Origin of the sequence: Halogranum amylolyticum (genome assembly GCF_900110465.1) — an archaeon.
GTDB classification, from domain to species: domain Archaea; phylum Halobacteriota; class Halobacteria; order Halobacteriales; family Haloferacaceae; genus Halogranum; species Halogranum amylolyticum.
On sequence record NZ_FODV01000001.1, the window covers coordinates 263,545 to 289,550 of the forward strand.

The 26,006-nt window shown below is 66.7% G+C and carries 31 protein-coding genes; 22 read left to right on the forward strand and 9 right to left on the reverse strand.

Annotation, left to right across the window (positions count from 1 at the left end; translation table 11 throughout):
• Positions 1-24 precede the first annotated feature (24 nt).
• Both BSG17_RS01205 and BSG17_RS01210 read left to right on the forward strand, forming a co-directional pair.
• Complete coding sequence (locus BSG17_RS01205; RefSeq protein ID WP_089820641.1) at positions 25-1,059, forward strand: CapA family protein; 1,035 nt, start codon at positions 25-27, stop codon at positions 1,057-1,059.
• A 71-nt stretch (positions 1,060-1,130) separates the two neighbouring features.
• On the forward strand, positions 1,131-1,472 hold the full coding sequence (locus BSG17_RS01210) for an Hsp20/alpha crystallin family protein (RefSeq protein WP_089820642.1): 342 nt from the start codon (positions 1,131-1,133) through the stop codon (positions 1,470-1,472).
• Positions 1,473-1,487: 15 nt separating this feature from the next.
• Here the strand turns inward: BSG17_RS01210 and BSG17_RS01215 are convergent, their stop codons facing one another.
• Complete coding sequence (locus tag BSG17_RS01215; protein ID WP_089820643.1) at positions 1,488-3,689, reverse strand: adenosylcobalamin-dependent ribonucleoside-diphosphate reductase; 2,202 nt, start codon at positions 3,687-3,689, stop codon at positions 1,488-1,490.
• Positions 3,690-3,811: 122 nt separating this feature from the next.
• Between BSG17_RS01215 and BSG17_RS01220 the strand changes: the two genes are divergently transcribed.
• The gene (locus BSG17_RS01220) at positions 3,812-4,039 is read left to right on the forward strand and encodes a hypothetical protein (RefSeq protein ID WP_089820644.1); all 228 of its coding nucleotides are present in this window, start codon (positions 3,812-3,814) and stop codon (positions 4,037-4,039) included.
• 9 nt (positions 4,040-4,048) lie between these two features.
• Here BSG17_RS01220 and BSG17_RS01225 read toward each other — a convergent pair whose 3' ends face one another.
• Positions 4,049-4,861, reverse strand: coding sequence for an SDR family oxidoreductase (locus tag BSG17_RS01225; protein WP_089820645.1), 813 nt, complete (start codon positions 4,859-4,861; stop codon positions 4,049-4,051).
• Positions 4,862-4,952: 91 nt separating this feature from the next.
• On the reverse strand, positions 4,953-5,606 hold the full coding sequence (locus tag BSG17_RS01230; RefSeq protein ID WP_089820646.1) for a DUF7344 domain-containing protein: 654 nt from the start codon (positions 5,604-5,606) through the stop codon (positions 4,953-4,955).
• Positions 5,607-5,964: 358 nt separating this feature from the next.
• Between BSG17_RS01230 and BSG17_RS01235 the strand changes: the two genes are divergently transcribed.
• The 3 genes from BSG17_RS01235 to BSG17_RS01245 all read left to right on the forward strand — a co-directional run bounded on the left by BSG17_RS01235 (position 5,965) and on the right by BSG17_RS01245 (position 7,957).
• Complete coding sequence (locus tag BSG17_RS01235) at positions 5,965-6,405, forward strand: pyridoxamine 5'-phosphate oxidase family protein (protein WP_089820647.1); 441 nt, start codon at positions 5,965-5,967, stop codon at positions 6,403-6,405.
• Between the two features lie 5 nt (positions 6,406-6,410).
• Positions 6,411-7,367, forward strand: coding sequence for a ribokinase (locus tag BSG17_RS01240; RefSeq protein ID WP_089820648.1), 957 nt, complete (start codon positions 6,411-6,413; stop codon positions 7,365-7,367).
• Between the two features lie 116 nt (positions 7,368-7,483).
• On the forward strand, positions 7,484-7,957 hold the full coding sequence (locus BSG17_RS01245; protein WP_089820649.1) for a universal stress protein: 474 nt from the start codon (positions 7,484-7,486) through the stop codon (positions 7,955-7,957).
• Between the two features lie 18 nt (positions 7,958-7,975).
• On the opposite strand, the gene BSG17_RS01250 is transcribed toward BSG17_RS01245, so the two are convergent.
• The 3 genes from BSG17_RS01250 to BSG17_RS01260 all read right to left on the reverse strand — a co-directional run bounded on the left by BSG17_RS01250 (position 7,976) and on the right by BSG17_RS01260 (position 10,063).
• On the reverse strand, positions 7,976-9,127 hold the full coding sequence (locus BSG17_RS01250; RefSeq protein WP_089820650.1) for an MBL fold metallo-hydrolase: 1,152 nt from the start codon (positions 9,125-9,127) through the stop codon (positions 7,976-7,978).
• Between the two features lie 97 nt (positions 9,128-9,224).
• The gene (locus BSG17_RS01255; RefSeq protein WP_089820651.1) at positions 9,225-9,812 is read right to left on the reverse strand and encodes a DsrE/DsrF/DrsH-like family protein; all 588 of its coding nucleotides are present in this window, start codon (positions 9,810-9,812) and stop codon (positions 9,225-9,227) included.
• 5 nt (positions 9,813-9,817) lie between these two features.
• Positions 9,818-10,063: a sulfurtransferase TusA family protein gene (locus BSG17_RS01260; RefSeq protein WP_089820652.1), complete on the reverse strand. Its 246-nt coding sequence runs from the start codon at positions 10,061-10,063 to the stop codon at positions 9,818-9,820.
• Between the two features lie 262 nt (positions 10,064-10,325).
• Here BSG17_RS01260 and BSG17_RS01265 point away from each other — a divergent pair, with 262 nt between their 5' ends.
• The 11 genes from BSG17_RS01265 to BSG17_RS01310 all read left to right on the forward strand — a co-directional run bounded on the left by BSG17_RS01265 (position 10,326) and on the right by BSG17_RS01310 (position 18,401).
• Positions 10,326-11,513, forward strand: a complete 1,188-nt coding sequence (locus BSG17_RS01265) for an MBL fold metallo-hydrolase (protein ID WP_089820653.1) — start codon at positions 10,326-10,328, stop codon at positions 11,511-11,513.
• A gap of 6 nt (positions 11,514-11,519) precedes the next feature.
• Complete coding sequence (locus BSG17_RS01270) at positions 11,520-11,993, forward strand: YeeE/YedE family protein (RefSeq protein ID WP_089820654.1); 474 nt, start codon at positions 11,520-11,522, stop codon at positions 11,991-11,993.
• The gene (locus tag BSG17_RS01275) at positions 11,990-12,457 is read left to right on the forward strand and encodes a DUF6691 family protein (protein ID WP_089820655.1); all 468 of its coding nucleotides are present in this window, start codon (positions 11,990-11,992) and stop codon (positions 12,455-12,457) included. The genes BSG17_RS01270 and BSG17_RS01275 overlap by 4 nt, the downstream gene beginning before the upstream one ends.
• Before the next feature lie 78 nt (positions 12,458-12,535).
• Positions 12,536-12,946: a helix-turn-helix domain-containing protein gene (locus BSG17_RS01280; RefSeq protein ID WP_089820656.1), complete on the forward strand. Its 411-nt coding sequence runs from the start codon at positions 12,536-12,538 to the stop codon at positions 12,944-12,946.
• A gap of 296 nt (positions 12,947-13,242) precedes the next feature.
• Positions 13,243-13,392, forward strand: coding sequence for a DUF7512 family protein (locus BSG17_RS26695; RefSeq protein WP_170864680.1), 150 nt, complete (start codon positions 13,243-13,245; stop codon positions 13,390-13,392).
• A gap of 17 nt (positions 13,393-13,409) precedes the next feature.
• Complete coding sequence (locus BSG17_RS01285; protein WP_170864681.1) at positions 13,410-14,417, forward strand: sulfite exporter TauE/SafE family protein; 1,008 nt, start codon at positions 13,410-13,412, stop codon at positions 14,415-14,417.
• Positions 14,418-14,473: 56 nt separating this feature from the next.
• Positions 14,474-14,875, forward strand: coding sequence for a helix-turn-helix domain-containing protein (locus BSG17_RS01290; protein ID WP_089820658.1), 402 nt, complete (start codon positions 14,474-14,476; stop codon positions 14,873-14,875).
• A gap of 6 nt (positions 14,876-14,881) precedes the next feature.
• Complete coding sequence (locus BSG17_RS01295; protein WP_089820659.1) at positions 14,882-16,135, forward strand: M20 family metallopeptidase; 1,254 nt, start codon at positions 14,882-14,884, stop codon at positions 16,133-16,135.
• An 85-nt stretch (positions 16,136-16,220) separates the two neighbouring features.
• On the forward strand, positions 16,221-16,568 hold the full coding sequence (locus BSG17_RS01300; RefSeq protein WP_089820660.1) for a thioredoxin family protein: 348 nt from the start codon (positions 16,221-16,223) through the stop codon (positions 16,566-16,568).
• 98 nt (positions 16,569-16,666) lie between these two features.
• The gene (locus BSG17_RS01305) at positions 16,667-17,002 is read left to right on the forward strand and encodes a thioredoxin family protein (protein ID WP_089820661.1); all 336 of its coding nucleotides are present in this window, start codon (positions 16,667-16,669) and stop codon (positions 17,000-17,002) included.
• Positions 17,003-17,069: 67 nt separating this feature from the next.
• Positions 17,070-18,401 (forward strand): ATP-grasp domain-containing protein, encoded by a 1,332-nt coding sequence (locus BSG17_RS01310; RefSeq protein WP_089820662.1) that lies wholly within the window; start codon positions 17,070-17,072, stop codon positions 18,399-18,401.
• A 21-nt stretch (positions 18,402-18,422) separates the two neighbouring features.
• On the opposite strand, the gene BSG17_RS01315 is transcribed toward BSG17_RS01310, so the two are convergent.
• Entirely contained in the window at positions 18,423-19,532 is a 1,110-nt protein-coding gene (locus tag BSG17_RS01315; protein ID WP_089820663.1) for an RNA ligase, read from the reverse strand.
• Positions 19,533-19,629: 97 nt separating this feature from the next.
• Between BSG17_RS01315 and BSG17_RS01320 the strand changes: the two genes are divergently transcribed.
• From BSG17_RS01320 to BSG17_RS01340, 5 genes are all read left to right on the forward strand, one after another.
• A complete protein-coding gene (locus tag BSG17_RS01320) occupies positions 19,630-20,298 on the forward strand; it encodes an RNA ligase partner protein (RefSeq protein ID WP_089820664.1) in 669 nt (222 codons plus the stop codon).
• 116 nt (positions 20,299-20,414) lie between these two features.
• Positions 20,415-20,972, forward strand: a complete 558-nt coding sequence (locus BSG17_RS01325) for a sugar O-acetyltransferase (protein ID WP_089820665.1) — start codon at positions 20,415-20,417, stop codon at positions 20,970-20,972.
• Positions 20,973-21,113: 141 nt separating this feature from the next.
• The gene (locus tag BSG17_RS01330; RefSeq protein WP_089820666.1) at positions 21,114-22,421 is read left to right on the forward strand and encodes a dicarboxylate/amino acid:cation symporter; all 1,308 of its coding nucleotides are present in this window, start codon (positions 21,114-21,116) and stop codon (positions 22,419-22,421) included.
• Positions 22,422-22,624: 203 nt separating this feature from the next.
• Positions 22,625-22,909 carry a YajG family lipoprotein gene (locus BSG17_RS01335; protein ID WP_089820667.1) on the forward strand — a complete coding sequence of 95 codons (285 nt, stop codon included), beginning with the start codon at positions 22,625-22,627 and terminating at the stop codon, positions 22,907-22,909.
• Positions 22,910-23,024: 115 nt separating this feature from the next.
• A complete protein-coding gene (locus BSG17_RS01340; protein ID WP_089820668.1) occupies positions 23,025-23,282 on the forward strand; it encodes a hypothetical protein in 258 nt (85 codons plus the stop codon).
• Here BSG17_RS01340 and BSG17_RS01345 read toward each other — a convergent pair.
• Together BSG17_RS01345 and BSG17_RS01350 are read right to left on the reverse strand one after the other, a co-directional pair.
• Positions 23,279-24,439 (reverse strand): ABC transporter permease, encoded by a 1,161-nt coding sequence (locus tag BSG17_RS01345; protein WP_089820669.1) that lies wholly within the window; start codon positions 24,437-24,439, stop codon positions 23,279-23,281. The genes BSG17_RS01340 and BSG17_RS01345 overlap by 4 nt on opposite strands.
• Positions 24,436-25,989: a CARDB domain-containing protein gene (locus BSG17_RS01350; protein WP_089820670.1), complete on the reverse strand. Its 1,554-nt coding sequence runs from the start codon at positions 25,987-25,989 to the stop codon at positions 24,436-24,438. Before BSG17_RS01350 ends, BSG17_RS01345 begins: the two co-directional genes overlap by 4 nt.
• Between the last annotated feature and the right edge of the window lie 17 nt (positions 25,990-26,006).

Genomic DNA, 26,006 nt, shown 5'->3' on the forward strand with positions numbered 1-26,006 from the left:
CCGCTGGGGCCCGTCTCTCTACGCATGGACCGCCTCCATCTCGGCTTCACCGGCGACGTGATGCTCGGGCGGAACGTCGACGACCGTCAGCGCGCCGAGCGGCGGCCGCCAGAAGCGGTCTGGGGGTCGACGTACGACCGGTTGCGCGCGCTCGACGGGCTGTTCGTCAACCTCGAGTGCTGTCTCTCCACCCGCGGGTCGCCGTGGGCCGTCACCTACCACCCGTATCACTTCCGTGCGGACCCCAACTGGGCGCTGCCGGCGCTCACCCGCGCCGGCGTCTCGTGGGTCACGCTGGCGAACAACCACGTGCTCGACTTCGGGGCCGACGCGCTCGACGACACGTTCGACGCGCTCGACGACGCACACATTCCCTTCTGCGGTGCCGGCGTCGACGAGGACGACGCGTGGCAACCTGCCGTCGTCGACGTCGGCGAACTCACCGTCGCGCTCGTCGGGTTCACCGACAACACTCCCGAGTTCGCCGCCACCGACGACTCCCCGGGGACGGCGTACTTCGACGTCGCTCGCGAAGACGACCGCTCGCGGGTCGAGCGAGCGCTCGCCGCCGCCCACGAGAGCGACCCCGACCTGGTCGTCGCCTCGCTTCACTGGGGGCCGAACATGGTCGAACGTCCGCCGAAGTCGTTCCAGCGGTTCGCCCACTGGCTGGTCGAGTCGGGCGTCGACCTCGTCCACGGCCACAGCGCGCACGTCTTCCAGGGGGTCGAACTGTACCGCGGCGTCCCCATCCTCTACGACACGGGCGACTTCGTCGACGACTACGCGGTCGACCCGGACCTCCGGAACGACCGGAGCTTCCTGTTCGAGGTGGTCGTGACGACGGCCGGTGACGTGGAGTCGGTTCGGCTCTCCCCGACCGAGATCGCGAACTGTTCGGTTGACCCCGCGCCCGCCCACGTCGCGGAGTGGAGTCGCGACCGGATGGTCGACCTGTCGGCGGCGTTCGGCACACAGTTCGGTCGCGACGGGGAGTCGCTCGTGCTCGACGTCGAGAGCGGCGAGCAGAGGAACGACGGGTCGAGCGCGACCGCCTGAAGAAGGAAGGGACTGCGACACGCGACGTTATCAGCTCGCTCGTCGTAGTTCTCCGTTCGAGGTGCGAACCCATGGCAACCACAGACGAGAGCGGCGACGCATCGCTCGACGACCTCCCGACGACGCCCGGAAGCGACGGGTCACTCCCCGTCGACGTCGAACGGTTCGGCGACGAGTACGTCGTCTCCGCGCTCCTTCCTGGACTCCGCACGCAGGACATCGACGTCTCGGTCCACGGCCGCCGGATCCGGATCGCCGCGAGCGTCCCGGACCGCAAGCGACGGTTCCTCCCGACGCGACGTCGCGAGGTGAGTCGGGTCGTCCGCCTCCCCGACCCCATCGACCACCGGTCGGTGGAGGCGTCGTACCACGACGGCCTGCTCCGAGTGACCGCAGCGACGTGGGAGGAATAAGAAGGGAGGAGCCGGTCAACAGCGACGACACCACCGCTCGCTGGCGGGGCGGTCGTCGCCCGTCGCGACGTCGCGGTCACGGTCGCGGCCAACGTCTGAACTCTCGTCGCGAGTGGTCGGCCGCGTCGTCAGCACCTGCGTCCGCCGCGACCGGTCGCGGTAGACGGTGATACCCTTACACCCCGTCGCGAGCGCCAACTCGAACGCGGCGGCGACGTCGTCACGCGTCGCCGTCTCCCGGAGGTTCACCGTCTTCGAGACGCCGCTGTCGACGTGTTCTTGGAACGCCGCCTGTACCCGGACGTGTTCCGCCGGGGGGATCGCGTGGGCCGTGACAAAGAGCGACGCGAGCGCCGGCGGTACCGAGAGACTCGACGGCCCCTCGAAGCGCCCCGCCTCGAGCAGCGACAGCGCCTCCGCGCGGACCGCCTCGGGGTCGTACCCGTTCGCCGCGAGCACGTCGAGGAAGTACGAGTCGACCTCGACGAGGCGCTCTGCACCCTGGACGTCTTCGTCGGCGTTCCGGAAGTTGACCACGTCGAACAGCGGTTCGCAACCGCTGGTGGTGTCGGCGATCATCCCCGTCGTCCCCGTGGGGGCGACCGTCGTCGTGTTGTGGTTCCGGAGCGGGAACCTGTCGGGCCAGTCGTCGGGGTCGAGACCGCCGTGTCGGCGGAACCAGTCGGGATACCGCGTCGGCGTCGCCCACTTCGACTCGCTCCACGTCGGGAACGTCCCCCGTTCGAGTGCGAGGTGGTGGCTCGCCAGTTTCGACTCGCGGTCGACGAACGCCATCACCTGCCGGGCGACCTCGACCGACGCCGGCGACCCGTAGCGGACGCCGAGTTGGATCAGCAGTTCGGCGAACCCCATCACGCCGAGACCGATCTTCCGGCCGTCGCGGACGGCGTCGGCGATCTCGTCGACGGGGAACGTCGAGACGGTGAGCACGTCGTCGAGGAAGCGGACGCCGTCGTGGACGACGTCCCGGAGACGGTCGAAGTCGACGGCGTCGGCGAGCAACCGCTCGACGTCGGCCGCGAGGGCGGCTCCGTCCCCGGTGGTCTCCTCGTCGTTCCCGTCTTCGCTCGCCCGGTCGCGTTCGAACCACGGCGTCACGCCCTCGTTCACGACGAGCGAGAGGTTGACGTGGCCGAGCGTGCAGGCCTCGAAGTTCTCCAGCGGCTGCTCGCCGCAGGGGTTCGTCGCCGCGATCCGGTGCGTCGGGAACCGGTCGACGTCGAACGAGTGGTCGCGGTTGGTCGTGTCGAGTGCGAACAGGCCGGGTTCGCCGTTTCGCCACGCGCCGTCGACGGCGAGCGTCCAGACGAGACCGGCCGGTAACGACAGCGGGTCGCCGACGGCGACGTCGAGTCGGTCGCGGTAGGCGTCGAGCCCCGGAACCGCGGCCGCGTAGTCGCGCCAGAGGTTCGCGTCGACGCGTTCGGGCGCTGCGTCGGCGAACGCGGGGCTGTAGAAGGCGACGGTGGCGTCGGTGGCGACGTGTCGCTCCCCCGTCTGAGGGTCGACGAGCGGGTAGTCCTCGTCGGCCCTGACGGCCGCGAGGAACGCGTCGGTGACGGCGACCGAGACGTTGAAGTTCGCGAGCTCGTTCTCCGCTCGCTTGGCGACGCAGAAGCGGCCGACGTCGGGGTGGTCGACGCGGAGGATCGCCATCTGCGCGCCGCGGCGACGCCCGCCCTGTCGGAGCTGTTCGCACATCGTGTCGAACACCTGCATGAACGAGACGGGGCCGCTGGCGACGCCGCCGGTCGACCGGACGGGGGCGCCCTGCGGCCGGAGTCGCGAGAAGTCGTAGCCGACGCCGCCGCCGCTCTGAAACACCTTCGCGGCCCGTCCGAGCGTCGCGAAGATGCTGTCCAGCGAGTCTTGCGGCGAGATGACGAAACAGGCCGACAGCTGGCCGTCGGTACCGGCGTTCATCAGCGTCGGCGAGTTGGGGACGAACTCGAGGCCGGCGAGTCGCTCGCCGAAGCGGTCGGTCCAGTGGTCGACGTCGCCGCCGTACGCGGCTTCCGCTTCCGCGACGGCGGTCGCGACCCGGTCGAACAGTTCCGCCGGCGTCTCGACGACGTCGCCGGTCGCGTTGCGCCGCAGATAGCGGGCCGGGAGCACGCGCGTCCGGACGGTGTCGGTGAGTCGGTCGGCGACCGTCCCGCCGTGGACGCGCTTCGCAGGGAGTGTCAGGTCGGACATAGCTGTCGACACGACTGCCGCGTCGTATGCAGGAACTGAGGGGAGCGAGCGACATAGCTGTTGTCGCGCCGTGTCACGCCATCACGCCAACCCTTATTCACTCGCGTGACCTACGTGAACGAATGGCACAGATCGTGTACGACGGCCCCGACGGCGTCGAGCGGCTGCAAGACCTGCCGGAGGAGAGCCTCTGGTTCGACGCCGACACCGGCTACTGGGTGGTCCGATTCGACGAGGACGAGGAGGGGATGAACCTGCTGCGGCGGATCCGCGACACGCGAGTCTACTACGTCGAACAACGCCGCAGCGACGAGGAGCTGGAGGGGACGTGGGCGCCCGAGTTCGAATAGTCCCCTCGGCTACGCCTCTGAGTCGTCGACGTTGCTATCTTCGTTCTCGTCGGACTCGGCTTCGGTGACCTCGATCCGGATCGGGCCGTCGGAGTCGGAGTCAACCCCGATATCGGAGTCGGTCGGCTCCGGCGCGAACTGCCAGTCGACGTCGACTAACCCGCGCGTCGGGCCGTGGCTCCGACCGTGTTCGACCACCTCGAACGTCCGGTCCGCCGCCTCGGGCGTCGACAGCGCCGCGACCATCAGTCGGGCGACGTCGTCGCGGGAGATGGCTCCGGAGACCGTGGCCCCGCCCTCCCCGACGAGCACGTCGCCGGAGGCCGGGTCGTCCGTCAGCTTGCCGGGACGGAAGACCGTGTAGGTGAGTCCCGACGAGCGGAGCCACGCCTCGGCGCGGTTCTTCGCGGCCAGATAGCGCCAGAGGACGAGGCGGAGGCCGAGCGGTGCCTGCTCTCGGGAGTCTCCCACACCGAGCGAGCTCTCGAGGACGAACCGGTCGACGTCGGCGGCGACGGCTGCGTTGACGAGGTTCCGCACGCCGGCGTCGTCGACGACCGGTTCGCCCAAGAGGTCGGCGAGGCCGGGCGTCGTCCCGACCGCACAGAGCACCGCGTCACAGCCTTTCGCGGCCGTCGCGGCGTCCGCCGGGTCGAGGAGGTCGCCGACGACGACCTCGTCGGCGCCGAGCGCTTCGAGGTCGTCGACCTTGCGACACGAACGCGTCAGCGCACGGACGCGGACGTCGGTCGTGGCGAGCCGTTCGAGGAGACGTCGGCCGGTGCCGCCGCTGGCCCCTGCGACGAGGACAGTGCTGGACATGACGGACGATAGGAGGTGAACGAACCTGACTCTTCTGCGTCCACCCGTCGACTGCGGTCCGGGTGGGGCTACTCGACGGTGTCGGCTCGGTTCAGGCGTACCGCTGGTAGTTGAGACCGATGGTGATGAAGGCGAACATCCCGGTGATGAACGTCGCGAGGTAGCTCGTCACGGCGGTCGGTGCGACGCCGACCCAGGACATCGCGGTCAGCGCGAGGCCGAGCGCCGTCGCGCCGCTGTAGTAGCTCGTCGAACTCCGACCGGCGGTCGTCGGTTCGGCCGTCGCCTCGGTCGTCACGGGTTCGTCGGCGGTCGCCGGCGTCTCCTCGTCGTCGGCGCCGTCGACGTCCAGATACGGGTCGAACTGGTCGGCGACTGGCGTTCGCTCGACGATGCCGCGACTCTGGTTGTACTCCAGGACGCCCTTCTCGTCGAGCTTCGGCAGGTGACTCTGGTACAGCGCGATGTAGACGCGCTGCCGCTCGTTGGAGCTGAGCTGTTGGACGGTCGTCTCGTGTTCCCAGGCGGCGACCTGCTCGGCGACGTCGCGCATGTCGACCTGCTCGCCCTCGTCGTAGTCCTGAAGGAACTTCAGGACGCGCCGGCGACGCTGGTTCTGCAGGATGTGGAACAGGTCGTCGGTCTCCAGCTCCTGCTGCTCTGTCTCCTCTTCGACGTCGTCCTCCGGGTCGACGTCGACCGCGTTCCCCTTGCTCTCGTGTTGTTGTGTTCCCACCGTGCTCATAGTCTCGGACTCCTTCTGCGTACTCTGTTCAAGACACCTATCCCTATTCAACCTCGTTCCCAAACAGTTTGGGAGCGCAGTTGTGCCCCAACGCCGTCTTGCGGTTTCTCCCCCACCATTTATATGTGGCAGAGCGATTTTGACGTCTCAGCACGAACTGCACGTCTACGAGCGCCACCGAGACAGACACACACACAGGCGGCCCGAGCAGCTGTCCGTTCTGCGGCGTCGGTCCAGTACGACAGTCTGTCGACGGGAGAGACGAACGACGACGGTACTGACGATTTGTGCCGACCGAGCAGCGGGTCCAGCCTCACACGCCAGTAGAGTCTTTCTCCCGGCCGTCGTACACCCACCGATGAGAGACATCGAGTACACGTACACGTTCGGCATGGAGGAGACAGAACTCGAGGAACTCCTCCGGACCCACGGGACGGGGACGCTCGCGCTGGCCGACGGCGACGAGGCCTACGCGATACCCGTGGCGTACCACTACGAAGACGGCGTCGTCTACTTCCGTCTCGGCGAGCACGAAGGCAGCGAGAAGATGGCGTTCCTCGACACGACCGAACGGGGGTGTCTGCTCGTCTACGACTACGACTCGGAAGCGGACACCTCGTGGAGCGTCGTCGTCCGCGGACCGTTGTCCCGCGTCGGCGACGACGAGGTGCCCGCCGTCGACGAGCGAGACCGCGACTACGCGCCGCTTCGCGTGTTCGGCGAGTCCATCGACGACCTCGAACCGGTCGGCGTCCGCCTCGACATCGACGAGATTACGGGCCGACGCACCGGCGGTTAGAGCGAATGGGTTCCGTCGTCAGTCTCGGAAGCGTCAACGTCGACCTCGTCAGTAGCCTCGAAACCGCCGCACTGGACCGACTGGTCGAGACGTACGAGTGGTTTCCGGCCTCGGGGTCGACCGTCCGGGTGACGGACGTGCCGGACGAGGTCGCCGACCTCACGCAGGACGTGTTCCACGGGGGGAAGGGGGCTAACCAGGCGGTCGCAGCCGCCCGGGGGGGCGCGGAGACGACGCTGCTCGGGAAGGTCGGCGTCGACGAACACGCCTTCGGCGTCCTCGACGGCCTCCGAGACGCCGGCGTCGACGTCTCGCACGTCCACGTCGGCGACGGCGAGACCGGGAAGGCCTACATCTTCCTCGACGAACACGGCGAGAACCGGATCGCCATCGTCGAGGGGGCGAACGGACAGGTCGACCGACGCTACGTCGAGGCCCACGTCGGGCGGGTGCGACGAGCGGACTGTCTCCTCCTGCAGAACGAGATCCCGGTCGCGCCGGTCGTCGCACTCCTCGACCTGCTCGCGGCGGGCGAGCAGTCGCCGACCGTCATCGTCGACCCCGCGCCCGTCGACGGCGCGGAGCGACTCGTCGTCCACCCGGCGGTCGACGTCGTCCGACCGAACGAACACGAGTACGCCGCACTCGGCGACGCCCTCGCCGACTTCGACGGGACGGTCGTCCGGACGCGCGGCCCCGACGACGTGCTCGTCGAGGACGACGAGACGTTCGCCGTCTCCCCGCCGCCGGCGACACCCGTCGACACGACGGGCGCGGGCGACACGTTCAACGGCTATCTCGCCGCCGAACTGTCCCGCGGCGCGTCGCTCCGTGCGGCGGTCGAGACCGCGACGGTGGCGGCCTCGCTGAGCATCGAGACGGCCGGCGCTCAGTCGTCGATCCCGTCGCTCGAGGCGGTCCGCGCCTTCGAGTTCGAGACGAACGAGCGAGCGTCCGAGTGAACGTCTGCCGAACGAGCGACACGCCGTCTTCGATCGACGGCACTCCGGCTGTCGATCGTTCTCGGGTCGTGGGAACCGACCGGACGATCTTAGCCGTTGCCCGACTATCTCTTCCTGTGTACTCCACGATTCTCTTTCCGACCGACGGCAGCGAGACGACCGACGCGCTCGTCGACCACGTCGCGGCCCTCGCCGACTGGCAGGACGCGACGGTCCACGTCCTCTACGTCGTCGACGACCGCGCGTTCCTGACGCTCAGCGACGACCTCGTCGGCGACGTGGCCGCCGAACTCGACGCCGAGGGGCGCGAGGTGACCGACACGGCCGCGGCGCTGCTCCGGCAGGCCGGGGTCGACGTCGTCGCCGACGTCCGGACTGGGAGTCCGAGCGACGAGATCCTCGGCTACGTCGAGGAGAACGGCGTCGATCTCGTGATGATGGGGACGCGCGGTGCGGATTTCCGCCGTAACATGCTCGGCAGCGCCGCCCAGCGCGTCGTCACCGCCGCACCCGTCCCGGTGATGACCGTCGCGCTCGACCACGTCTCGAGCGACGAGACGCCGAGCGTCGAGTCGATAGCTGGTCGCTGAGCGGCGGCGGCAGCGGCGTCAGTCGCTCGCCGCACACCGGTTCGGGCCGAGTTCCAACTCCGTCGCCTCCCCCTCGTCGAGGCGGCGGCGACCCGTGTTGACGTCGATGACTCGCTGGTAGTTCGGCGGCTTCTCCGGGAGACGGTCGGTGAGTCGGTCGACGAACGTCTCCTCGTCGACCTGCAGCAGCTCCTGTCCGCGTCGGAGGTCGCCGACGCTGGCGAGGATCGGCTCGCCCGGCGTCCCGTCGCTCGCCTCGCCCTCGTTGCTCAGTGCGAAGTGGCCGGGGAGAACGGTGACGCTGTCGGGTTCGGCGAGCAGCGTCCGGTGGAGCGACCGGTAGAGCAGTCGCGCCCCGTCGGCGGCCCCGCCGCCACCGAACTGGAGCTCCGTCCGGCCGACAGAGCCGACGAAGAGCGTATCGCCCGTCAGCACCGCCTCGGCGTCGACGAGATAGCTCACCATCTCGGAGGTGTGGCCAGGCGTCGACAGTGCCTTCACGTCGACGTCACCGACGCGGACGACGTCGTTCGCTGTCAGCGCGTCGTACTCGTACTCGACGCCGCGCTCGCGGGCATCGGCACCGAGATGGTAGCTCGCCCCGACTGCGTCCGCGAGTTCCCGCCCCCCGGAGACGTGGTCGGCGTGGACGTGCGTGTCGAAGACGTCCGTGATCGTGTAGCCGTGCTCGTCGGCGGCGGCGACGAACTCGTCGGTGTGACGAGAGGCGTCGACGACGGCCGCCTCGCGGGTCGCCGTCGACCCGACGAGATAGCCGAGACAGCCCTTCGCGCGCCGTTGGATCTGGAGGATCTCGACGGCCTCCGAGACCGTCGGAATCTCGACGACGTCGTAGACAGCGCTCCAGGCTTCCATCCCGTCGCCGACGACGGTGACGTCCTCGAACCCGTGTGTGCGGAGTTCGTCGGCGAAGTCGTCCGAGGAGATGCCCTTCGCGCAGATGGTGTAGACGGTGTCGTCTTCCTCGACGCCGGTCTCCGCTTCGAACGTCTCGGGGTCGAACTCGTCGTCGGGTTTGTACGGGTAGTTCACCGCACCGTCGATGTGCCACGACTCGTAGTTGTCTTTCGGGCGTGTGTCGACGAGTTCGAAGTCGGTTCCGTCGTCGATACGGTCTCGGAGTTCGGCGGCTGTGATAGCGTCTGTCATGCTCTGAAGTACGCGTGTCGATCTGTTAAGGTTGTATCTGGTCGGTTGGGTGTCGAAAACTGGTGCGCCGGTCTCGGCCCGGCGCGGAACGGGACGGTTAGACGAGCAGTTGGACGTCCGCGTCGGCCATGAACTGCAGTGCAGTCGCGGCCCCGACGCCTGTGGTGACGCCGTCGTAGAAGTCGTCCTCGTCGTATCCCATCAGTTCGATGGTCATCTGACAGGCCTGGAACTCCACGCCCATGTCGAGGGAGGTCTCGATGAGCTCCTCGATGGAGGCGGTGTTGTTGTCTGCGATCTTCTTCTGCATCATCTTGGTCGCCATCGAGTCCATCCCCGGGAGGGCGGCGACGGCGTTCGGCATCGGCATGTTGGGGTTGCCGACGGCGCTCAGTTTGAGGTTCTTCGAGCGCTCCTCGTGGAGCACGTCGAGCCCCCAGAAGGTGTGGAACACCTGCACCTCCCAGCCGAAGGCGGCGGCGGTGCTGGCGAGGATGAGCGGCGGGTACGCCATGTCGAGGGTTCCTTTCGTCGCGATGATGGACATCTTCGTGGGTCCGTCGTCGTCGCTGACCGCCGCGAGGTCGGCCTCCAGCTCTTCGATCCGCGACTCGAGTTCGGCGACGGTGGCGGCGTCCGGTCCGTCAGTCGCCTGCTCGGACGTGTCTGTTGTATCAGTACTCATATGGATTACTCCGTCTTGCGGACGTAGTGGGTGTAGACGCCGTCACCTTCGACCTGGTCAACGAGCTCGACCCCACCGGTCGAGTCGGCCCAGCCTTTGATGTCGCTCATGCTGCCGGAGTCGGTGGCGACGACCTCGAGGACGTCGCCCGCCGACAGTCCGTCGATGGCCTGCTTCGTCTTGATGACCGGCATCGGACAGTTGGCTCCCTGTACGTCGAGCGTCTCGGTTGCGTCTATCTCGTTGCTCATGGTTAGTATGTCCGTTATTGGACTTACTCCACAATACCGCCTTCGACTGTAAAAGTGTGTCGGTCCGTGGGACGGAGGCACATTATCTTCGTTTCGCGTAGACGCTCGTACACACGGTGAAACTAGGTAATGAGCAGTCGCTCGTCGGAGCTATCTCGGCGTCTCGATGGAGACCCGATACAACTCAAGGGAGCGGTATTGCGTAGTATTCAAAATACTATGCAAACCCTTAAGGCGAACGACCCGGTAGTATGGGTTGAAGATGAGTGATTCACAGTTCCCCGAACCGGACGTGGCGGTCGAGGCTATCCAACCAGTGGATCTCAAGGCGAAGATCGACGCCGGTGAGCCGCTGACCATCCTCGACGTCCGTGCGGAGAACGAGTTCGAGAAGTGGAGCATCGACGGCGAGAGCATCGACGTGATCAACGTCCCGTACTTCGAGCTCCTCGAAGGCGTCGACGACGAGCTCCTGAGCCGGCTCCCCGACGACCAGCCGGTCGTCGTCGTCTGTGCGAAAGGTGGTTCCAGCGAGTACATCGCCGGACTCCTGAAAGAGGAAGACGTCGACGCGACGAACCTCGAACGCGGGATGAAAGGCTGGGCGCGGATCTACGAGTACGCCGAACTCGACGTCGACTCCGAGGCGACGATCGCCCAGTACCGTCGCCCCTCGAGCGGCTGTCTCGCCTACCTCGTCGTCTCCGACGGCGAGGCGGCAGTCATCGACCCGCTCCGTGCGTTCACCTCGGAGTACGTGCAGGACGCCCGCACGCTCGGTGCCGATCTGAAGTACGCAGTCGACACGCACGTCCACGCCGACCATATCTCGGGCGTCCGGACGCTCGCCGCCGAGACGGACGCGACGGCCGTCCTGCCCGAACCCGCCGTCGCCCGCGGCGTCGACTACGACAGCGACTACGAGACGGTCGCCGACGGCGACGTGCTGACGGTCGGCGACGTCGACGTCGAGGTGCTCCACACGCCGGGGCACACCTCGGGGATGACCTCGTATCTGATCGACGGTGAGGTGCTCGCGACCGGCGACGGACTGTTCACCGAGAGCGTCGCGCGCCCCGACCTCGAAGAGGGCGACGAGGGTGCCGAGGACGCCGCCGGGTTGCTCTACGACACCCTGCAGAACACGGTGCTGTCGCTCCCCGACGAGACGCTCGTCGCTCCCGCCCACTTCAGCGACGCCGCGACGCCTCGCGACGACGGGACGTACGTGGCGTCGCTCGGCGACTTGAAGTCGCGGATGGACGCGCTCACGATGGAGCGAGACGAGTTCGTCGAGTTCATCCTCTCGGACATGCCGCCGCGGCCGAGTAACTACGAGGAGATCATCGCGACGAACCTCGGCCAGTCCGACGCCTCCGACGAGGAGGCGTTCGAGCTCGAGCTCGGTCCGAACAACTGCGCCGCCAGCCAGGACGCGCTGACCAACTGATCGACGATGTTGGACATTGCAGCGCTGTTTCCGAACGGGGTCGCCCAATACGCCATCGGTGGACTACTGATCGGCGTCGGGGCAGCCGTCATCTACCTCGGGACGGGCATCATCGCCGGCGCGAGCACGTTCTTCGAGTCGACGCTGTCCTACGTGTCGCGGCTTCCCCGATTCAACCAGGCGAAGTACCTCCGCTCGCGCGACTGGCGGGTCGTGTTCACTCTCGGCATCGTCGGCGGCGCGGCCGTCTACGCACTGCTGTTCGACGCGTGGTTCACCACCGACGTCCAGTGGTGGCGACTGCTCGGCGGCGGGTTCCTCGTCGGCGTCGGGACGCGCCTCGGTAAGGGCTGTACCTCCGGCCACGGCGTCTGCGGGGTTGGCTCGGCGTCCTCGACGTCGATCGCGAACGTCGTCACGTTCATGGCTGTCGCCATCGGGACCGCCCAACTGATCCAGGCACTGGGGGTAACGCCATGAGCGGTGCCGAAGACCGCCACCCGCTTTTCATGCCGCTGATCCTCGTCGGCGGCCTGATCTTCGGGTTCGGACTCGGCTTCAGTGAGATGGCACAGCCGGAGGTCGTGTTGAACTTCCTCCAGTTCGAGGATCTTGGGCTCCTCTTCGTGATGGGGGGTGCCGCGGTCGTTACCGGCGTCACGTTCTTCGTGGCGACCCGCCTCGACCGGACCGCACCGCTGACGGGCCGAGCGTACACCCGTCGACTGAAGTCGATGGACCGAAACGTCCTCCTCGGCGGATCGATCTTCGGCGTCGGCTGGGGGGTCTCGGGGATCTGCCCGGGTGCGGCCTACGCGAGTCTCGGCATCGGGAACCTCCCGATCCTGTGGGCCATCGGCGGGATGTTCCTCGGCGCGTACGCTCAGGGGTATCTCCGGGCCCGGATGACAGACGACTCGACGGCGGCCGTCGGGGCCGACTGACGGCCGAACGGCTGTGCGCGATTGTGCATGAACTAGACAACCTTTTATCGAAGCAGACCAATATATCACACAAGAACAATGGCTAACTCGATGAGCGAACTGATCCAGCAGGATATGGAGTGTGAAGGGCTGCTGGAGTGTATGCACGGGCTGAAGGAACTCGACAAGCGTTGTTTCCAGGTGCTCACCGAGAGCGCCGAACCGCTGACCGTCGACGAGGTGGCCGAGCAGGTCGGCCGCGAGCGGTCGACGGCGTACCGCTCCGTCCAGCGGCTGCTGCAGACCGGGTTCATCCAGAAGGAGCAGGTGAACTACGACCAGGGCGGTTACTACCACGTCTACCGACCGACGAACCCGGAGAAGATCGCAGACGAGATGCAGACGATGCTCAACGAGTGGTACGCGAAGATGGGACAGCTCATCCACGAGTTCCGCGACAAGTATCCGGAGTCCGAGCAGTCCACGCAGTCGGTGTCGATCGAGAACTGAGCTGACTTCTCTCGATTTCTCTCGGACCCGACCAGCCGCCGCGCCAACCGTTCCGCCGTATATCGATCGCCTGGAGACGTCGTCCCGCCGAATCGAAGACGAGGCGGAGACGTCGTCGACTGCCTCCCTCGGCGGCCGGACCGTTCTGACGGAACCGACGGTCGAGGCCGATCGAGAATTGGGGGTCAGTATTGTATCTCGTTCCCAAAACTGTTAAGTTTCCCTGCCGGGTATGGTGCAGTAGACAGAATAGTATGATTCGTACAAAACCATACACTATCGGGGGTCGCTGATCGATGTTCGGAATCGAAACGCTGTCCGGAACGGCTCAGGCCGCCGCACTCGTCGGACTCGTGCTCGTCGAGGCGATCGTGCTGTACGTCGGCTACGGAGGGCTCGTCCGACTGGTGGGTCCCACGGTGATAGACGCACTCGGTGGTGAGTAGTCGTGGAGGTACTCGGAATGAGTCTCGCTCTCCTCGTGCTCTTCGTGGGGTTCGGAGTGCTCATCGGCATCCTGTTCGGGTTCTTCGGGATGGGGGGGAGCTTTCTCGTCACGCCGGCGCTCATCGTCATGGGGTATCCCACGCGGGTAGCCGTCGGCAGCGGCCTCGCGTTCGTGTTCGGGACGTCCGTCATCGGCGCGCTCAGACACCGCTCGCTCGGGCAGGTCGACTACAAACTCGCGGCGCTGATGACGCTCAGCGTGACCGCTGGCATCGAGGCCGGGAAGACCGTCGTCCTGGGCCTCGAGTCGCTCGGACTCGCCGACATGATCATCTCCGTCGCCTACGTCGGACTGTTGGGTCTCGTCGGCGCGTTCGTCGTCTACGAGTCGTGGCAGACGTCCACCGAGGAGGGCAACGAGAGCGGCGAGAGCGGCGAGACAGCGGATGAAGAGGGACCGACGGGACTGTTCACCGGGATTCGCCTCCCGCCGATGGTGTCGCTGACGGGGGGACCGTCGGTGTCGCTGTGGGTGATTCTGGCGGTCGGCCTCGTCGTCGGCGTGCTCGCCGGCTTCCTGGGCGTGGGTGGCGGTTTCCTCCTGATGCCCGCGATGATGTACGGGTTCGGCGTCCCGGCCGCCGTCGCCGTCGGCACCGACATCCTCCAGATCACCGTCTCCGGCGGCGTCGGGAGCTTCCTGTACGCCCAGTCGGGCGGTGTCGACCTCAGTATCGTCGCTCCGCTCCTCGCCGGGAGCGCACTCGGCGCACGACTCGGGACCGCCGCGACCAGTCTGGTCGACGAAGACGGTATCAAGATCTACTTCGGGCTGATGCTGGTCGGCGGTGCGATCGCCGTCGCCGTCCGACAGGTCGGAAACAGCTACGGTATCGACGTGCTGAGCACGGTCAGTCTCGTCATCATCGTCGGATCGGCAGTGCTCGTCAGCGGCGCCGTCGTCTACAACAGCGTTCGGGAACTCCGACAGCGTCGAGTCGAGCGACAACAGTCGTCTGTGTAGTTCTAATTGCACAATATTCACACAACTGTTTTGGCGGCAGAGGCCGAAGGGTGAGTATGGGAAACTCGATGCGCGACCACCTCCGGCAGGATATGGCGTGTGAGGGGCTCTTGGAGTGTATTCACGGGCTCGGCGACCTCGAACAGCGCTGTTTCCGGACGCTCGTCGAACAGTCGCGTCCGATGACCGTCGACGACCTCGCGGCCGCGGTCGACCGCGAGCGCTCGACGACGTACCGCGCCGTGCAGCGACTGTGTCAGAGTGGACTCGTCGAGAAAGAACAGCAGTCCTACGAGACCGGTGGCTACTGTCACGTCTACCGGCTGGCCGATTCGGAGGCGATCGCCGACGACCTCCAACGGACGCTCAACGACTGGTACGCCGAGATGGGCCAACTGGTCCACGAGTTCCGCGAGACGTACGCGACCGAACCGTCGACGTCGACGGCGGACGAGTGAGTGGCCATGTCGTCGCTCTCTCCCCCGCTCTCGGCGTTTCTCGACGACAGTCGTGAGCGACTCGTCGAGACGGCGCTCGAACTCCTCAGTTTCGACACGCAGAACCCGCCCGGTGAGACGGCTGACTTGATCGCGTGGCTGGAGCGGTCGCTCCGTACCGCCGGGCTCGAGACCGAACGCATCGCCGTCGACGAGACGAAACCGAACCTCGTCGCGAGACTCTCGGGCGCGTCCGAGCACACGCTCCTCTACGACGGGCACGTCGACACCGTCCCCTTCGACGCGACGACGTGGGTCCACGACCCGCTGGGAGAACGCGTCGGCGAGCGGCTCTACGGCCGGGGAGCGACAGACATGAAGGGACCGCTGGCCGCGATGCTTCTGGCCGCCCGAGCGTACGCCGAGACCGAGACGACGCCCCCCGTCTCGCTCGCGTTCGCCTTCGTCAGCGACGAGGAGACCGGCGGTGCTGCCGGCCTACCGGCGCTGGTCGAGGGGGGTCATCTCGCCGCCGACGGCTGTGTCATCGGCGAGACGACCTGCGAACGGGGCCGTCACTCCGTCACCGTCGCAGACCGTGGCAGTCTCTGGCTCACTCTCGAAGCACGGGGAACGGCGGCTCACGGGTCGCGGCCGATGCTCGGGACGAACGCCATCGACCGACTGTACGATGCGGTGACGGCGATCCGAGAGCTGCTCGAAGCGCGGCCGCTCCGCCTCGACGACGACGTCCGAGCGACCGTCGAGGAGTCGATTGACTACTACGCGCCCCAGATGGGCGAGCGGGAGGCCCGCACGCTGTTCGAGTATCCGACGGTCAACCTCGGAACGTTCGACGGCGGCGAGGCGATCAACAGCGTCCCCGAGCTGGCGACCGCTCGGCTCGACGTCCGTGTCTCACCCGGCGTCGACACCCGAGCCATCCTCGCGGAGGTTCGTAGCCGTCTGGACGAGTTCGACGACGTCGAACTCACCGACAGTCGCCGGAGCGTCGGGACGTTCGTCGACGTGGACGAGCCCATCGTCTCTGCGACGACCGCGCTCGCGCGTGAGGCCACCGGCGAACGAGTCTACCGGCGGAGTGCGACCGGCGGTGGAGACGCGAAACAGCTCAGAAACGCCGGCATCCCGACCGTCGAGTTCGCGCTCGGGACGGATACGGTCCACGCCGTCGACGAATACACTACCGTCGACGCGCTCGCCGGAAACGCGTTCGTCTACACCGCACTGCCGTACGCGTTCGCCGACCGACTCCAGTGAACGACTCCCGCTGCAGACGAATGGTTGTGTAGTATTGGACCAACTACACACAACCCTTATGTCGGTACGGTTCGTATCGAGTGTGATGACAGACGAACAAGCGACGAAGACTACACCGACCAGCCCGATCACCCTGGAGTCTAGCGACGACTTCGCGACGGTCGTCGCCGACCACGACGTCGTCCTCGTAGACTTCTACGCCGACTGGTGTGGTCCGTGCCAGATGCTCGAGCCGATTCTGGAGACGGTCGCACAGGAGACGCCAGCAGCCGTCCTGAAAGTCGACTCCGACCAGTTCCAGCAGCTCGCCGCCCAACACGGCGTCCGCGGCATCCCGACGACGGTTCTTTACGCGAACGGCGAACCCCAGGAGTCGCTCGTCGGCGTCAAACAGGCCGACCAGTACGCCGCCCTCATCCGCCAGTACGCGTAGTCGCCGTCTTTCGGGCCGAGAGACGCGACGACACCCGTCGTGAGCGCACCGCGCACGACCCATCAACAGCTAACCCACTACCGCCGATACGAGACACCATGAGCGACACCCGCCTCAGTTCCAAACCGATCCGCCTCGACGACCGTACCGCACTCGACGCCGCCATCGACGAACACGACGACCTCCTCGTCGAGTTCTACACCGAGGGCTGTGGCAAGTGCAAGATGCAGGAGCCGATCCTGGGCAACGTCGCCCGTGCGACCGGCGTCACGGTCGCGATGATCAACGCCTCGTACACGCTCGATCTGGTCGAGGAGCTGGAGATGCAAGGTGTCCCGACCCTCCTGCTCTACCGCGACGGGGAACTGGTCGAACAGTGGTTCGGCTACCACGGGACCGAGGAACTCGTCGAACTGGTCGAGGCGGCCCACTGATTCGAGAGGCGAGACGACCCCGCTCGGCGAGCGACACCCTTTCTACGCTCTGTCGACTACTTATAGGATGGAACGAAATCGCGTTCGAGTGGGGGTGTTGAGCCTGCACAGCAGCAAGGAGACGAAGGCGATCCTCAACGCGGTCGAAGCGCTCGGTCACACCCCCGTCTGGCTCCGGGAGGAGAACCTGGTTTTCCACTTCGCCGACGAGGGCGTCGACCTGCGGCCGGACATCGACGTCGTCGTCAACCGACTGCTCCTCTCGAAGACCGACCAGCCGCTGGAGGACCACGGCGTCGCGCTCACGCTCGAAGCGCTCCGACCGACGCTCAACGCTCCCGACTCGACGATCCGGGCGACCCACAAGACGGCAGCGGCTGCCGCGTTGGCCCGGGCGGGTATCAGGACGCCGGAGACGGTGTTCGCTCTCGGTGGCGACCGTCTGTCCGAGTTCCGCTCCGACTTCGGTCCCGACGCGGTCTACAAGACGGCTGTCGGAACCAACGGCGGCGGGGCGTGGCGAGTCGAGGACCGAGACGTCTACACGGCCAAGGTGGGCAACCGCCGGGCGTTCCTCCAGCGGTTCATCGGAACGAGAGATCGTCCACGAGATCTCCGGGTGTACGTCGTCGGCGACGACGTCGTCGGGGCGATGTTCCGCTACGCGCCGGAGGGCGACTGGCGTACCAACGTCGCCCTCGGTGGCGACGTCGAGGACGCGAGCGACCGCGTCACTGACGACCTCCTCGCCGTCGCTCGCAGCGCCACGGCGGCGCTCGGTCTCGACTACGCGGGCGTCGACCTCATCGAGGGTAGCGACGGCTGGTACGTCCTCGAGGTCAACCCGACGGCGGGGTTCAAAGGCCTCTACCGGGCGACGGGCCGGAGTCCTGCCCCGCACATCGCTCGCCTCGCCGTCGAGCGCGTCGGCGGCGACGTCGACCACGCACGCGTCTCGGAACTCGCCGCGACGCTCGACGACTCCGAGCCTTCCTGTGCGCCCACGCCGCTCTCACACGTTCCCGAACGGCCGGTCGTCGTCGGCTTCACCGAACGGATCGTCGTTAGCGGGACGACCGGGACGGAGACCGTCGTCGGAAAGGCGGATACGGGTGCTGAACGGACAAGTATCGACCTTCGTCTCGCCGCCGAGATCGGTGCCGGCCCCATCCATACGGTGAGTCGCGTCCGTTCGGGGAGCGTCAAGCGAGAGAAGAGTAGACCGGTGGTGGACGTCGTGGTCGGCATCGGCGGGACACGACACACGGTCGCGGCCAACGTCGTCGACCGCGGCCACATGACGCATCCGGTGCTCGTCGGGCGCGACATCCTCAGACACTATCACCTCGACGTCAACCGCCGCGTGGAAGCGACGGACCACGACGAGAGAGAGGAGTGACTCGCCGACGACGACCCGACCTCAGGTCCGGAACGTCTGTCCGTCCAGATAGCTCTTCACCGAGTCCGTCGTCGCCGCCGAGTGTTTCAGGAACGTGACGACGCGCTCGCCGTCGACCGTCTCGTCGCGCCGCACCGTCGTGCGCAGGTTCATCCGGTCGAGATGGTCGAACAGCGCGTCGATGGCCTCCGGCGGACCGCGGACGGTGTGTTCCTCACCGGTCTCACCGTCGCGCTGGACCTCCCGAATCGCATCGACGGCCGGGAGGAGGATCGCCTCGCCGAGCGCGTGCGCTCGTTCACGGGTCTCGGCCTCGCTCTCTCCGAACTCGACCGACTGAAACGCCTCGCGCATGATACGCGGGAAGAGGAAGTCCGGGCCGTAGTCGAACGGGACGGCGAAGGCGTAGGCGAGCGACCCCTGGTTGGCCGCAGCGGTGGTGTACTTCAGCTGGTGACGGCCGTCGAGCGACTTCATCACGACCCCTTCTCGGTCCCCGGCGTCGAGTTCGTCGACGATCGTCCGGAGTTCGGCGGCGGCCGTCTCGGGATCGAACACGCCGAACGACGTCGCCTGCGGGAGGTCGTAGGCCTCACACAGACGACGACGGCGGTCGACGAGGAGCGGATCGCCCGACTCCCGGTGTCGGACGTCGAAGACACGGAACTCGAGGGAGTCGACCGTCGGGTAGTCGTGATCTGTGTAGGGACTCTCTGGGCCGATCATCTCTCCGCACAGCATCAACTCGGGGTGGGCGTCGAAGAAGGGGTCCAACTCGACCCGTTCGGGGACGGTTCGCGTCGTGAACGGACAGATGTAGCCGCTCCGGGTGAACGCGAGGAGGTCGTCGTCGATTCGAGCGACACGGACGTTGTAGCCGTTGAGCTTCTCTTCGGCGACGAACGGCGCGTCGAAGAAACGCCGGACGCCGGGGTCGAGGACGAGCGTCCGCATGATCTTCGGGAACCCACGGACTGCCGTCCCCTCGATGAGCACCGTCCCACGTTCGATCGAGTGACGCGTGTCAGGGAGGTGACGATACTCTCGACCCTCGTACGTGGCCCGCTCGAAGTGTTCGAGAACGTCGGGGGCCTCCTCGGGGCCGACCCCGAGCAGCTCGTGGTACTCCATGCCGTGCTAGAGTGTAGCTATCAGATTAAGCGTTCGCTCGTCGACTACGCCGTCGACAGGCGAGAACGCTTTGGTAACGTAGCACAAAGTGAGAGTGATGGTCGAGCATCCACTGAAGCAACGGTTCGTCCTCGACACGTCGGTGTTCATCACCGAAGAGATACGTGAGGACGACGAAGATCTGGAGGCGGCGGTCGATCGCCTGTTGGACCTCGTCGCTCGGGCGAAGCTCGAACTCAACATCTCCTGTTACATCCCGCCGTCGGTGTACGAGGAACTCACGGAGATGCTCGCCGACCGCGACGTCGACGACGAGATAATCTCGAAGCTCAACACCTGGGTCATCAAGAAGAACCCCGACCGCTTCGAGGTGTCGATCCCCGCGGAGATCGTCTTCCGGTTCATCGACGAGATGAGCGACCGGGTCAACCGCGGGCTCAGAGTGTCGGAGAAAGCCGTCAGGAAGGTCGAAGACTCCCGCGACAAGCCGCTCGACGAACACGAGTACATGACCGAGATCGACAAGGTCATCTCCGATCTCCGACAGGAGTACCGGACGACGCTCCGGCGCGGCGTCCTCGACTCGCGGGAGGACTTCGACCTGCTCATCCTCGCCCGCGAGTTGGACGCCGGCGTCGTCACCGAGGACACCGGTATCATCGCCTGGGCGGAAGACTTCGGTCTCCGATATCTGAAAGGCCGGGACTTCCCGGCGTTGCTCCAGAAGTACCTCGAGGCGACCGACGGAACGAACACCCCACGGTGACAGGCAGTTCCTCGTCGCTTCCGCAACCAGTGTCTCGACAGTCGAACACCGGAGAGAAGCACCCCGGGCGAGGACCCGGACGACTCTTTTTTCATGACTCCAGGTGAGTACGTGGTATGCCGACAGAGAAAGAGAAGATGCTCGCCGGCGAGTTGTACGACGCCTCCGACCCCGTCCTCGTGGAGGAACGCGAGCGGGCGAAGCGACTCACGCGTCTGTACAACGAGACGACCGAGACCGAACACGACCGTCGGGGGGAACTGCTGACGGACCTGTTCGGATCGGTCGGCGAGAGCTGCTACGTCGAGCCGCCGTTTCGATGCGATTACGGCTACAACGTCCACGTCGGCGACGAGTTCTACGCGAACTACGACTGCGTCGTCCTCGACGTGTGTGAGGTGACCGTCGGCGACAACTGCATGCTCGCACCCGGCGTCCACATCTACACTGCGACACACCCGCTCGACGCCGACACGCGGGCGGCCGGTCCGGAGTACGGCGAACCCGTCGACGTCGGCGACGACGTCTGGCTGGGTGGGCGCGCCGTCGTCAACCCCGGCGTCACCATCGGCGACGGTGCGGTCGTCGCCTCGGGTGCCGTCGTGACGAACGACGTCCCCGAGAACGTCGTCGTCGGCGGGAACCCGGCGACCGTGGTGAAGGAACTCGACTGAGTCGTGCTGTCTCGCTCTACTTACAGCGGTTCCGTGTAACGTTCGGCTCTCCCTTGTCACCGCGACGACCTCGTACTCCCTTCGAGCAAGATTACCAGCCGGCCGTTACTACTTGGTAGCCGCAGTGAAAATCCGCTTGTGATGTCAGGCATCACAACTATCTGGAACCGCTATCGGTCGATTCCGATCGTCTACCGAATCGGCGTCGCCTTCGTGCTCGGTACCCTCGTCGGACTCCTCGTGGGAGAGCCGGCGACGACGCTTCGCCCGTTCGGCGACATCTTTCTCCGACTGCTCCAGATGCTCGTGATTCCGATCATCGTCGCGACGCTCCTCACGGGCGTCCAACGACTCTCACCGTCGCAACTCGGACGCGTCGGTGGGACCGTCGTCGGGCTCTACATGGTGACGACGGCCATCGCGGCCGCAATCGGGCTGACGCTGGCGAATCTCCTCGACCCCGGCGCTGGTGCCGTCTTGGAGAATGCGGAGGCGAACTCCGCGGAAGCACCGAGCGTCGTCGAAGTGGTGATGAACGCCATCCCGACGAACCCGCTCGCCGCGATGGTCGAAGGGAACCTCATGGCGACGATCTTCTTCGTCGTCGTCTTCGGCGTCGCACTCGCACTCGTCCGTGACACGACCGACGACCCCGAGATCGCCTCGTCGATCGAGTCGATTCTTCAGGCGATGGAGGCAGTCAGCAAGACGCTGTTCAAACTCGTCTGGGGGGTGATGGAGTACGGCGTTATCGGCGTCTTCGCGCTGATGGCAGCGTCCATCGGTGGTAACGGCGTGGGCGCGCTGTTCGATCTCGCGATGCTCGTCGCCACCATCGCACTGGCTATCGGGATTCACATCGTCGTCACCTATCTCGGCATCATCGTGATCGGACTCGTCGGCGAGTCGCCGCTGGCGTTCCTGAGCGGTGCGAAGGACGCGATGGTCACGGCCTTCAGCATCCGATCGTCGAGCGGGACGCTGCCGGTGACGATGACGGACGCCGAGGAGAACCTCGGGATCGACGAACGGATCTACAGTTTCTCGCTACCGCTCGGTGCGACGGCGAACATGGACGGTGCGGCGATTCGTCTCGCGGTGACGGCCGTCTTCGCGGCCAACGTCGTTGGGCAGTCGCTGGCGCTCGGCGAGCAGGTGACCGTCCTCGCCATCGCCGTGCTCGTCAGCATCGGTACTGCGGGCGTGCCGGGCGCGGGACTCGTGATGCTCACTCTCATCTTGAACCAACTCGGCCTCCCGCTGGAGATCGTCGGCCTCGTCGCCGGCGTCGACGCGATCCTCGGCCGGATCGCGACGATGAACAACGTCACCGGCGACCTCGCGGTGACGACGCTCGCCGCGAAGTGGCACGACGCTATCGACTTCGACAGCGGCGTCTGGGCGGAGACGAGAGCGCGGATTCCGGGTGTTGCGTCGACGGGGGACTGAACAAAGGCGAGTCGTGGATAGGGCGAACAGACGGCACACAGCATACGGCGGATCACGGAGCGCTGTGCCATACTCCCGCGAGACGCTCCGTGCGTGGTTTAGCGCACAGAGTCGGTGGTTCTGTTCTCGCTAATAAACCTCCGTCGCGGGCGAGAGGGCGTGTGGCACAACACACATTAGCTAACCACCGAAACGGACGACGTATGCGTCGCCGTGCCCTCCTCGCGAGTATCGCTTCGTCTTCTCTCCTCGCAGGATGTCTCGCCAGCGCGCCACAGTCGTCGGGGACGACCCCGACACCGCCGGTTACCGCCGAAGACGGTCTCCAGCGACTGGTCACGCTCGGTTCCATCGACGACGTCGACGACACGCACGACGTCAACATCGACGTCGGTCTCGTCACCGGACGGATAACTACCGACCAGCCCGCCCGACTCCGAATCACGACGACCAACCTGGGCGAGCGGCGATTGCTCTCGGGGGGGTGAGGAGAGATGTGGGCTGTTCAATCGGTCACGGGGCAAGAGCAGTCCCCAGGGGCTGTGGCTGTACCGGACGGAGGAGACAGAGTCCTTCGAGCGGGAGGGAACGCGCTGGCGACGAGTGGCCGACGACGACCAGACCGGGGACTGTAGCCACGGTTCCGCCAACTTCGCCTGCTCCCCGCGACCCTACGACTCCGGGGAGTCGGTCACGACGGAGTACGTCGTGTGGTCGGACTACTGCGTCGACGAGTACATGACACCGGGGACGTACCGATGGGAGGTCCCGGTCGCTATCTACGACGCGGAGGCGACCGGCACCGACGAGCCGACAGCTGAGTTCGATTGGGGCTTCTCGCTCCGGGTCGAGCGGTCCTAACTCCCCCGAAGCGCGTCCACCGGTCGCTCGTTTGCCGCCGTCCACGCCGGGTACAGCCCCGAGACGAGGCTGACGACGACGCCGAAGCCGAACGAAACGAGGAGATAGAACCCGTTCTGAGCGGCGAGGACCGCCGAGAGCGTCACCTCTGCGACGAGGAGGTAGAGCACGGCGGTGCCCGCGACGGCGAGTGCGACGCCGAGGAGTCCGCCGACGACGCCCAGCAAGGTCGCCTCGACGAGGATCATCCGCATCACGTCTCGCTTCTGGACGCCGACGGCGCGGAAGACGCCGATCTCCTCGCGGCGTTCGCTCGTACTCATCAACATCACGTTCAGGATGCTCACACCGGCGACGAGCAGCGAGATAGAGCCGATAGCGAGCAGGAACGCCGAGAGGAGATCGAAGAAGTCGCCGATCTGATCGATGATAGAGGAGAGTTCGAAGACGTCGACGCGGTCCTCGCGGGCGTTCAGTTGGCTTCTGACGTCGCCGGCGATGCGGGCGGCCTCCGCGCCGGAGTCCGCCTGCACGATGACCTGCGTGACCTCCTCCTGGACGAACGCCGCCGGTGGGAGGATCACGGCACCGTCCGGCGAGACGGGCGAGATCCCTTCGGCGGGTTCGAGGACGGCGACGATGCGGTACTGCCGGCCTTCGATGCCGAGCGTGCGGCCGACGCCGACGCCGAGGTCGTCGGCGACCTCCGACCCGACGATCGCCCCGCGAACGTGCCGCTCGGGGAGTTCGCCGTCGGCGGCGACGAACAGCGAGGCCGGCTCCTCGGTCCCGTAGAGCGTGACGAACGAGCGGCGCTCGCCGCGCTCTACGACCGCGCCGCCCGTGACGAGCGGGACCACCTCCGCACCCGTGGCGATGCGCTCGATCTGCTGGACGTCGCGGGAGTCGAGGCTGTCGCTACCCGTCTCGGCGTTCGGCGTGACGATGACCTGATCGCCGAGGCCGCCCAGCGATTCCGTCGCGGTCAGTTCGAGGACGGTTCCGAGGATACCCAGCGCCGCGATGGCGAAGACGCCGATGACGATGCCGAGCACCGCGAGTCCAGATCGGAGTCGGTTCCGGGTGAGATTCCGCCGTGCGAGGAGGACGGACGGCGAGCGGTCGGCGAACGACGTCGAGCCGGAGCGTCGACTCATCGGCGGAGCCGCTCGAACGGGGCGAACCGCTCCGAGCGGTGGGCGAGAACGAGGAGGGCGGGAACGCCCACGAGCAGGACGAGCGCGGTTCCGAGTGCGGGCAGTCGGAGTCCGCTCCGGTTCCGTCCGTCGTCGCCGACCTCGTACGGGAGATCGTAGACGTGGTTGTAGCGGACGCCGTCGACCTGGTAGGTGACCTGCACCGGCACTGTCGTCGCCGACTCGTTCACCTCGGCGGTGAGGTCGAACGGCGCGAAGTCGCTTCCGCCGACCGTCCCGACGAAGTAGTCACGCTGCGGGTAGGTCGGCTCGACCAGATCGGTCTGGACGACGGCGACGACGAGGCCGGTCGCCTCCCCGCGACCGACGTTGGCGGCGTTCCCCGAGAGCGTGACCGTTCCGTCCTCGTTAGTCAGTCGGACGTCCGTGATGCGGACGTCGCCGACGAGGGGACGGTAGGCGTACGTCGTCTCCGCCCGACTCTCGCGGACGCCGGCCTCGTAGTCGACGACGACCCGGAGGCTCTCGGTCTGTCGGACCTCCCGGAGGTCGACGAGCGCCGTCGCGCTCTCGCCGGGGAGGATCAGTCCCGCCACCGCCTGTCGCGGGAGTGTCTGGTTCGCCGTCTCGGGGGTGACGACGACGTCGTCGAGGGGGACGGTGCCGAAGTTCGTGACGACCACCTCGACGAGCGTCGGGTCCGGGTCGGCGGTCTCCGCGTCGCTCCCGGCGTCGGTGACGGCCCCGCCGCCGGTGAGCAATCCCTGCAGGTCACCGACGTCGGTCGTCCCGTCGGACTCGGTGGGGCGGACCGGTCGCACTTCCAGACCGACGTCGTCGACGTAGGGGGCGACCGAGACGACGTTTGACAGCGTCGTCGTCGCTTCGGTGCCCGAGGCGGTCGTGTAGTCGACACGGACGGCGAGTTCGCGCTCGCCCGCGGCTGTCGGAACCGCGGTGAGGTTCACCGTCGTCGTCTCCCCGGCGTCGAGGAAGGGGACGACCTGTCGACCGTTGACGGCCTCCCCGAACGATCCGTCGAAGTCGACGACGAGGTTCCGAACGGGGGCAGCGGCGGGGTTCGCAAGCGTCACCTGCACGCGACTCTCGGCGTCGACGGCGGGGTCGGACACGTCGAGCGTCAGTTGCGGTGCGGCACGTTCGACGGCGACCGGCACCGGCCGGGAGATGCGGACGCTGTTTCGGTTCTCGTCGGTGCCGACGACGCGCAGTTCGAGCGTTCGCACGCCGGGGTCGTCGAACCGTGCAGTGAGCGGGACGGTCACCGAGTCGCCCTGCGAGAGCGACCCGACGTCCTCGGCGGTGTCGAGTCGGCCGTCCGGTCCACGGAGGATCACCCGCGAGACGTCGACCGCCGAGGCGCTGCCGCCGGAGTTCTGCACTGTCGCGGTCACGGTGACCGTCTCGCCGACGAGCGGCGTCGTCGGTTCGACGACCACGTCGGCGACGGTGAGTCTGACGTCCGGCACGCCCGCGACGACTGCCGTCGTCGACAGGAGGAGGACGAGGATGAGCAGGAACCGTATCATACCCGAGACAGGTGCCG

Excerpts from the sequence above, each read along its gene's own strand:
- BSG17_RS01240 (WP_089820648.1), top strand. The coding sequence starts at position 6,411 with ATGGGTTCCGTCGTCAGTCTCGGAAGCGTCAACGTCGACCTCGTCAGT.
- BSG17_RS01310 (WP_089820662.1), top strand. The coding sequence starts at position 17,070 with ATGGAACGAAATCGCGTTCGAGTGGGGGTGTTGAGCCTGCACAGCAGC.
- BSG17_RS01285 (WP_170864681.1), top strand. The coding sequence starts at position 13,410 with ATGAGTCTCGCTCTCCTCGTGCTCTTCGTGGGGTTCGGAGTGCTCATC.
- BSG17_RS01270 (WP_089820654.1), top strand. The coding sequence starts at position 11,520 with ATGTTGGACATTGCAGCGCTGTTTCCGAACGGGGTCGCCCAATACGCC.
- BSG17_RS26695 (WP_170864680.1), top strand. The coding sequence starts at position 13,243 with ATGTTCGGAATCGAAACGCTGTCCGGAACGGCTCAGGCCGCCGCACTC.
- BSG17_RS01325 (WP_089820665.1), top strand. The coding sequence starts at position 20,415 with ATGCCGACAGAGAAAGAGAAGATGCTCGCCGGCGAGTTGTACGACGCC.
- BSG17_RS01335 (WP_089820667.1), top strand. The coding sequence starts at position 22,625 with ATGCGTCGCCGTGCCCTCCTCGCGAGTATCGCTTCGTCTTCTCTCCTC.
- BSG17_RS01265 (WP_089820653.1), top strand. The coding sequence starts at position 10,326 with ATGAGTGATTCACAGTTCCCCGAACCGGACGTGGCGGTCGAGGCTATC.
- BSG17_RS01305 (WP_089820661.1), top strand. The coding sequence starts at position 16,667 with ATGAGCGACACCCGCCTCAGTTCCAAACCGATCCGCCTCGACGACCGT.
- BSG17_RS01225 (WP_089820645.1), bottom strand. The coding sequence starts at position 4,861 with ATGTCCAGCACTGTCCTCGTCGCAGGGGCCAGCGGCGGCACCGGCCGA.
- BSG17_RS01320 (WP_089820664.1), top strand. The coding sequence starts at position 19,630 with ATGGTCGAGCATCCACTGAAGCAACGGTTCGTCCTCGACACGTCGGTG.
- BSG17_RS01290 (WP_089820658.1), top strand. The coding sequence starts at position 14,474 with ATGGGAAACTCGATGCGCGACCACCTCCGGCAGGATATGGCGTGTGAG.
- BSG17_RS01250 (WP_089820650.1), bottom strand. The coding sequence starts at position 9,127 with ATGACAGACGCTATCACAGCCGCCGAACTCCGAGACCGTATCGACGAC.
- BSG17_RS01205 (WP_089820641.1), top strand. The coding sequence starts at position 25 with ATGGACCGCCTCCATCTCGGCTTCACCGGCGACGTGATGCTCGGGCGG.
- BSG17_RS01350 (WP_089820670.1), bottom strand. The coding sequence starts at position 25,989 with ATGATACGGTTCCTGCTCATCCTCGTCCTCCTCCTGTCGACGACGGCA.
- BSG17_RS01255 (WP_089820651.1), bottom strand. The coding sequence starts at position 9,812 with ATGAGTACTGATACAACAGACACGTCCGAGCAGGCGACTGACGGACCG.
- BSG17_RS01260 (WP_089820652.1), bottom strand. The coding sequence starts at position 10,063 with ATGAGCAACGAGATAGACGCAACCGAGACGCTCGACGTACAGGGAGCC.
- BSG17_RS01300 (WP_089820660.1), top strand. The coding sequence starts at position 16,221 with ATGACAGACGAACAAGCGACGAAGACTACACCGACCAGCCCGATCACC.
- BSG17_RS01275 (WP_089820655.1), top strand. The coding sequence starts at position 11,990 with ATGAGCGGTGCCGAAGACCGCCACCCGCTTTTCATGCCGCTGATCCTC.
- BSG17_RS01230 (WP_089820646.1), bottom strand. The coding sequence starts at position 5,606 with ATGAGCACGGTGGGAACACAACAACACGAGAGCAAGGGGAACGCGGTC.
- BSG17_RS01235 (WP_089820647.1), top strand. The coding sequence starts at position 5,965 with ATGAGAGACATCGAGTACACGTACACGTTCGGCATGGAGGAGACAGAA.
- BSG17_RS01330 (WP_089820666.1), top strand. The coding sequence starts at position 21,114 with ATGTCAGGCATCACAACTATCTGGAACCGCTATCGGTCGATTCCGATC.
- BSG17_RS01220 (WP_089820644.1), top strand. The coding sequence starts at position 3,812 with ATGGCACAGATCGTGTACGACGGCCCCGACGGCGTCGAGCGGCTGCAA.
- BSG17_RS01295 (WP_089820659.1), top strand. The coding sequence starts at position 14,882 with ATGTCGTCGCTCTCTCCCCCGCTCTCGGCGTTTCTCGACGACAGTCGT.
- BSG17_RS01280 (WP_089820656.1), top strand. The coding sequence starts at position 12,536 with ATGGCTAACTCGATGAGCGAACTGATCCAGCAGGATATGGAGTGTGAA.
- BSG17_RS01210 (WP_089820642.1), top strand. The coding sequence starts at position 1,131 with ATGGCAACCACAGACGAGAGCGGCGACGCATCGCTCGACGACCTCCCG.
- BSG17_RS01345 (WP_089820669.1), bottom strand. The coding sequence starts at position 24,439 with ATGAGTCGACGCTCCGGCTCGACGTCGTTCGCCGACCGCTCGCCGTCC.
- BSG17_RS01215 (WP_089820643.1), bottom strand. The coding sequence starts at position 3,689 with ATGTCCGACCTGACACTCCCTGCGAAGCGCGTCCACGGCGGGACGGTC.
- BSG17_RS01315 (WP_089820663.1), bottom strand. The coding sequence starts at position 19,532 with ATGGAGTACCACGAGCTGCTCGGGGTCGGCCCCGAGGAGGCCCCCGAC.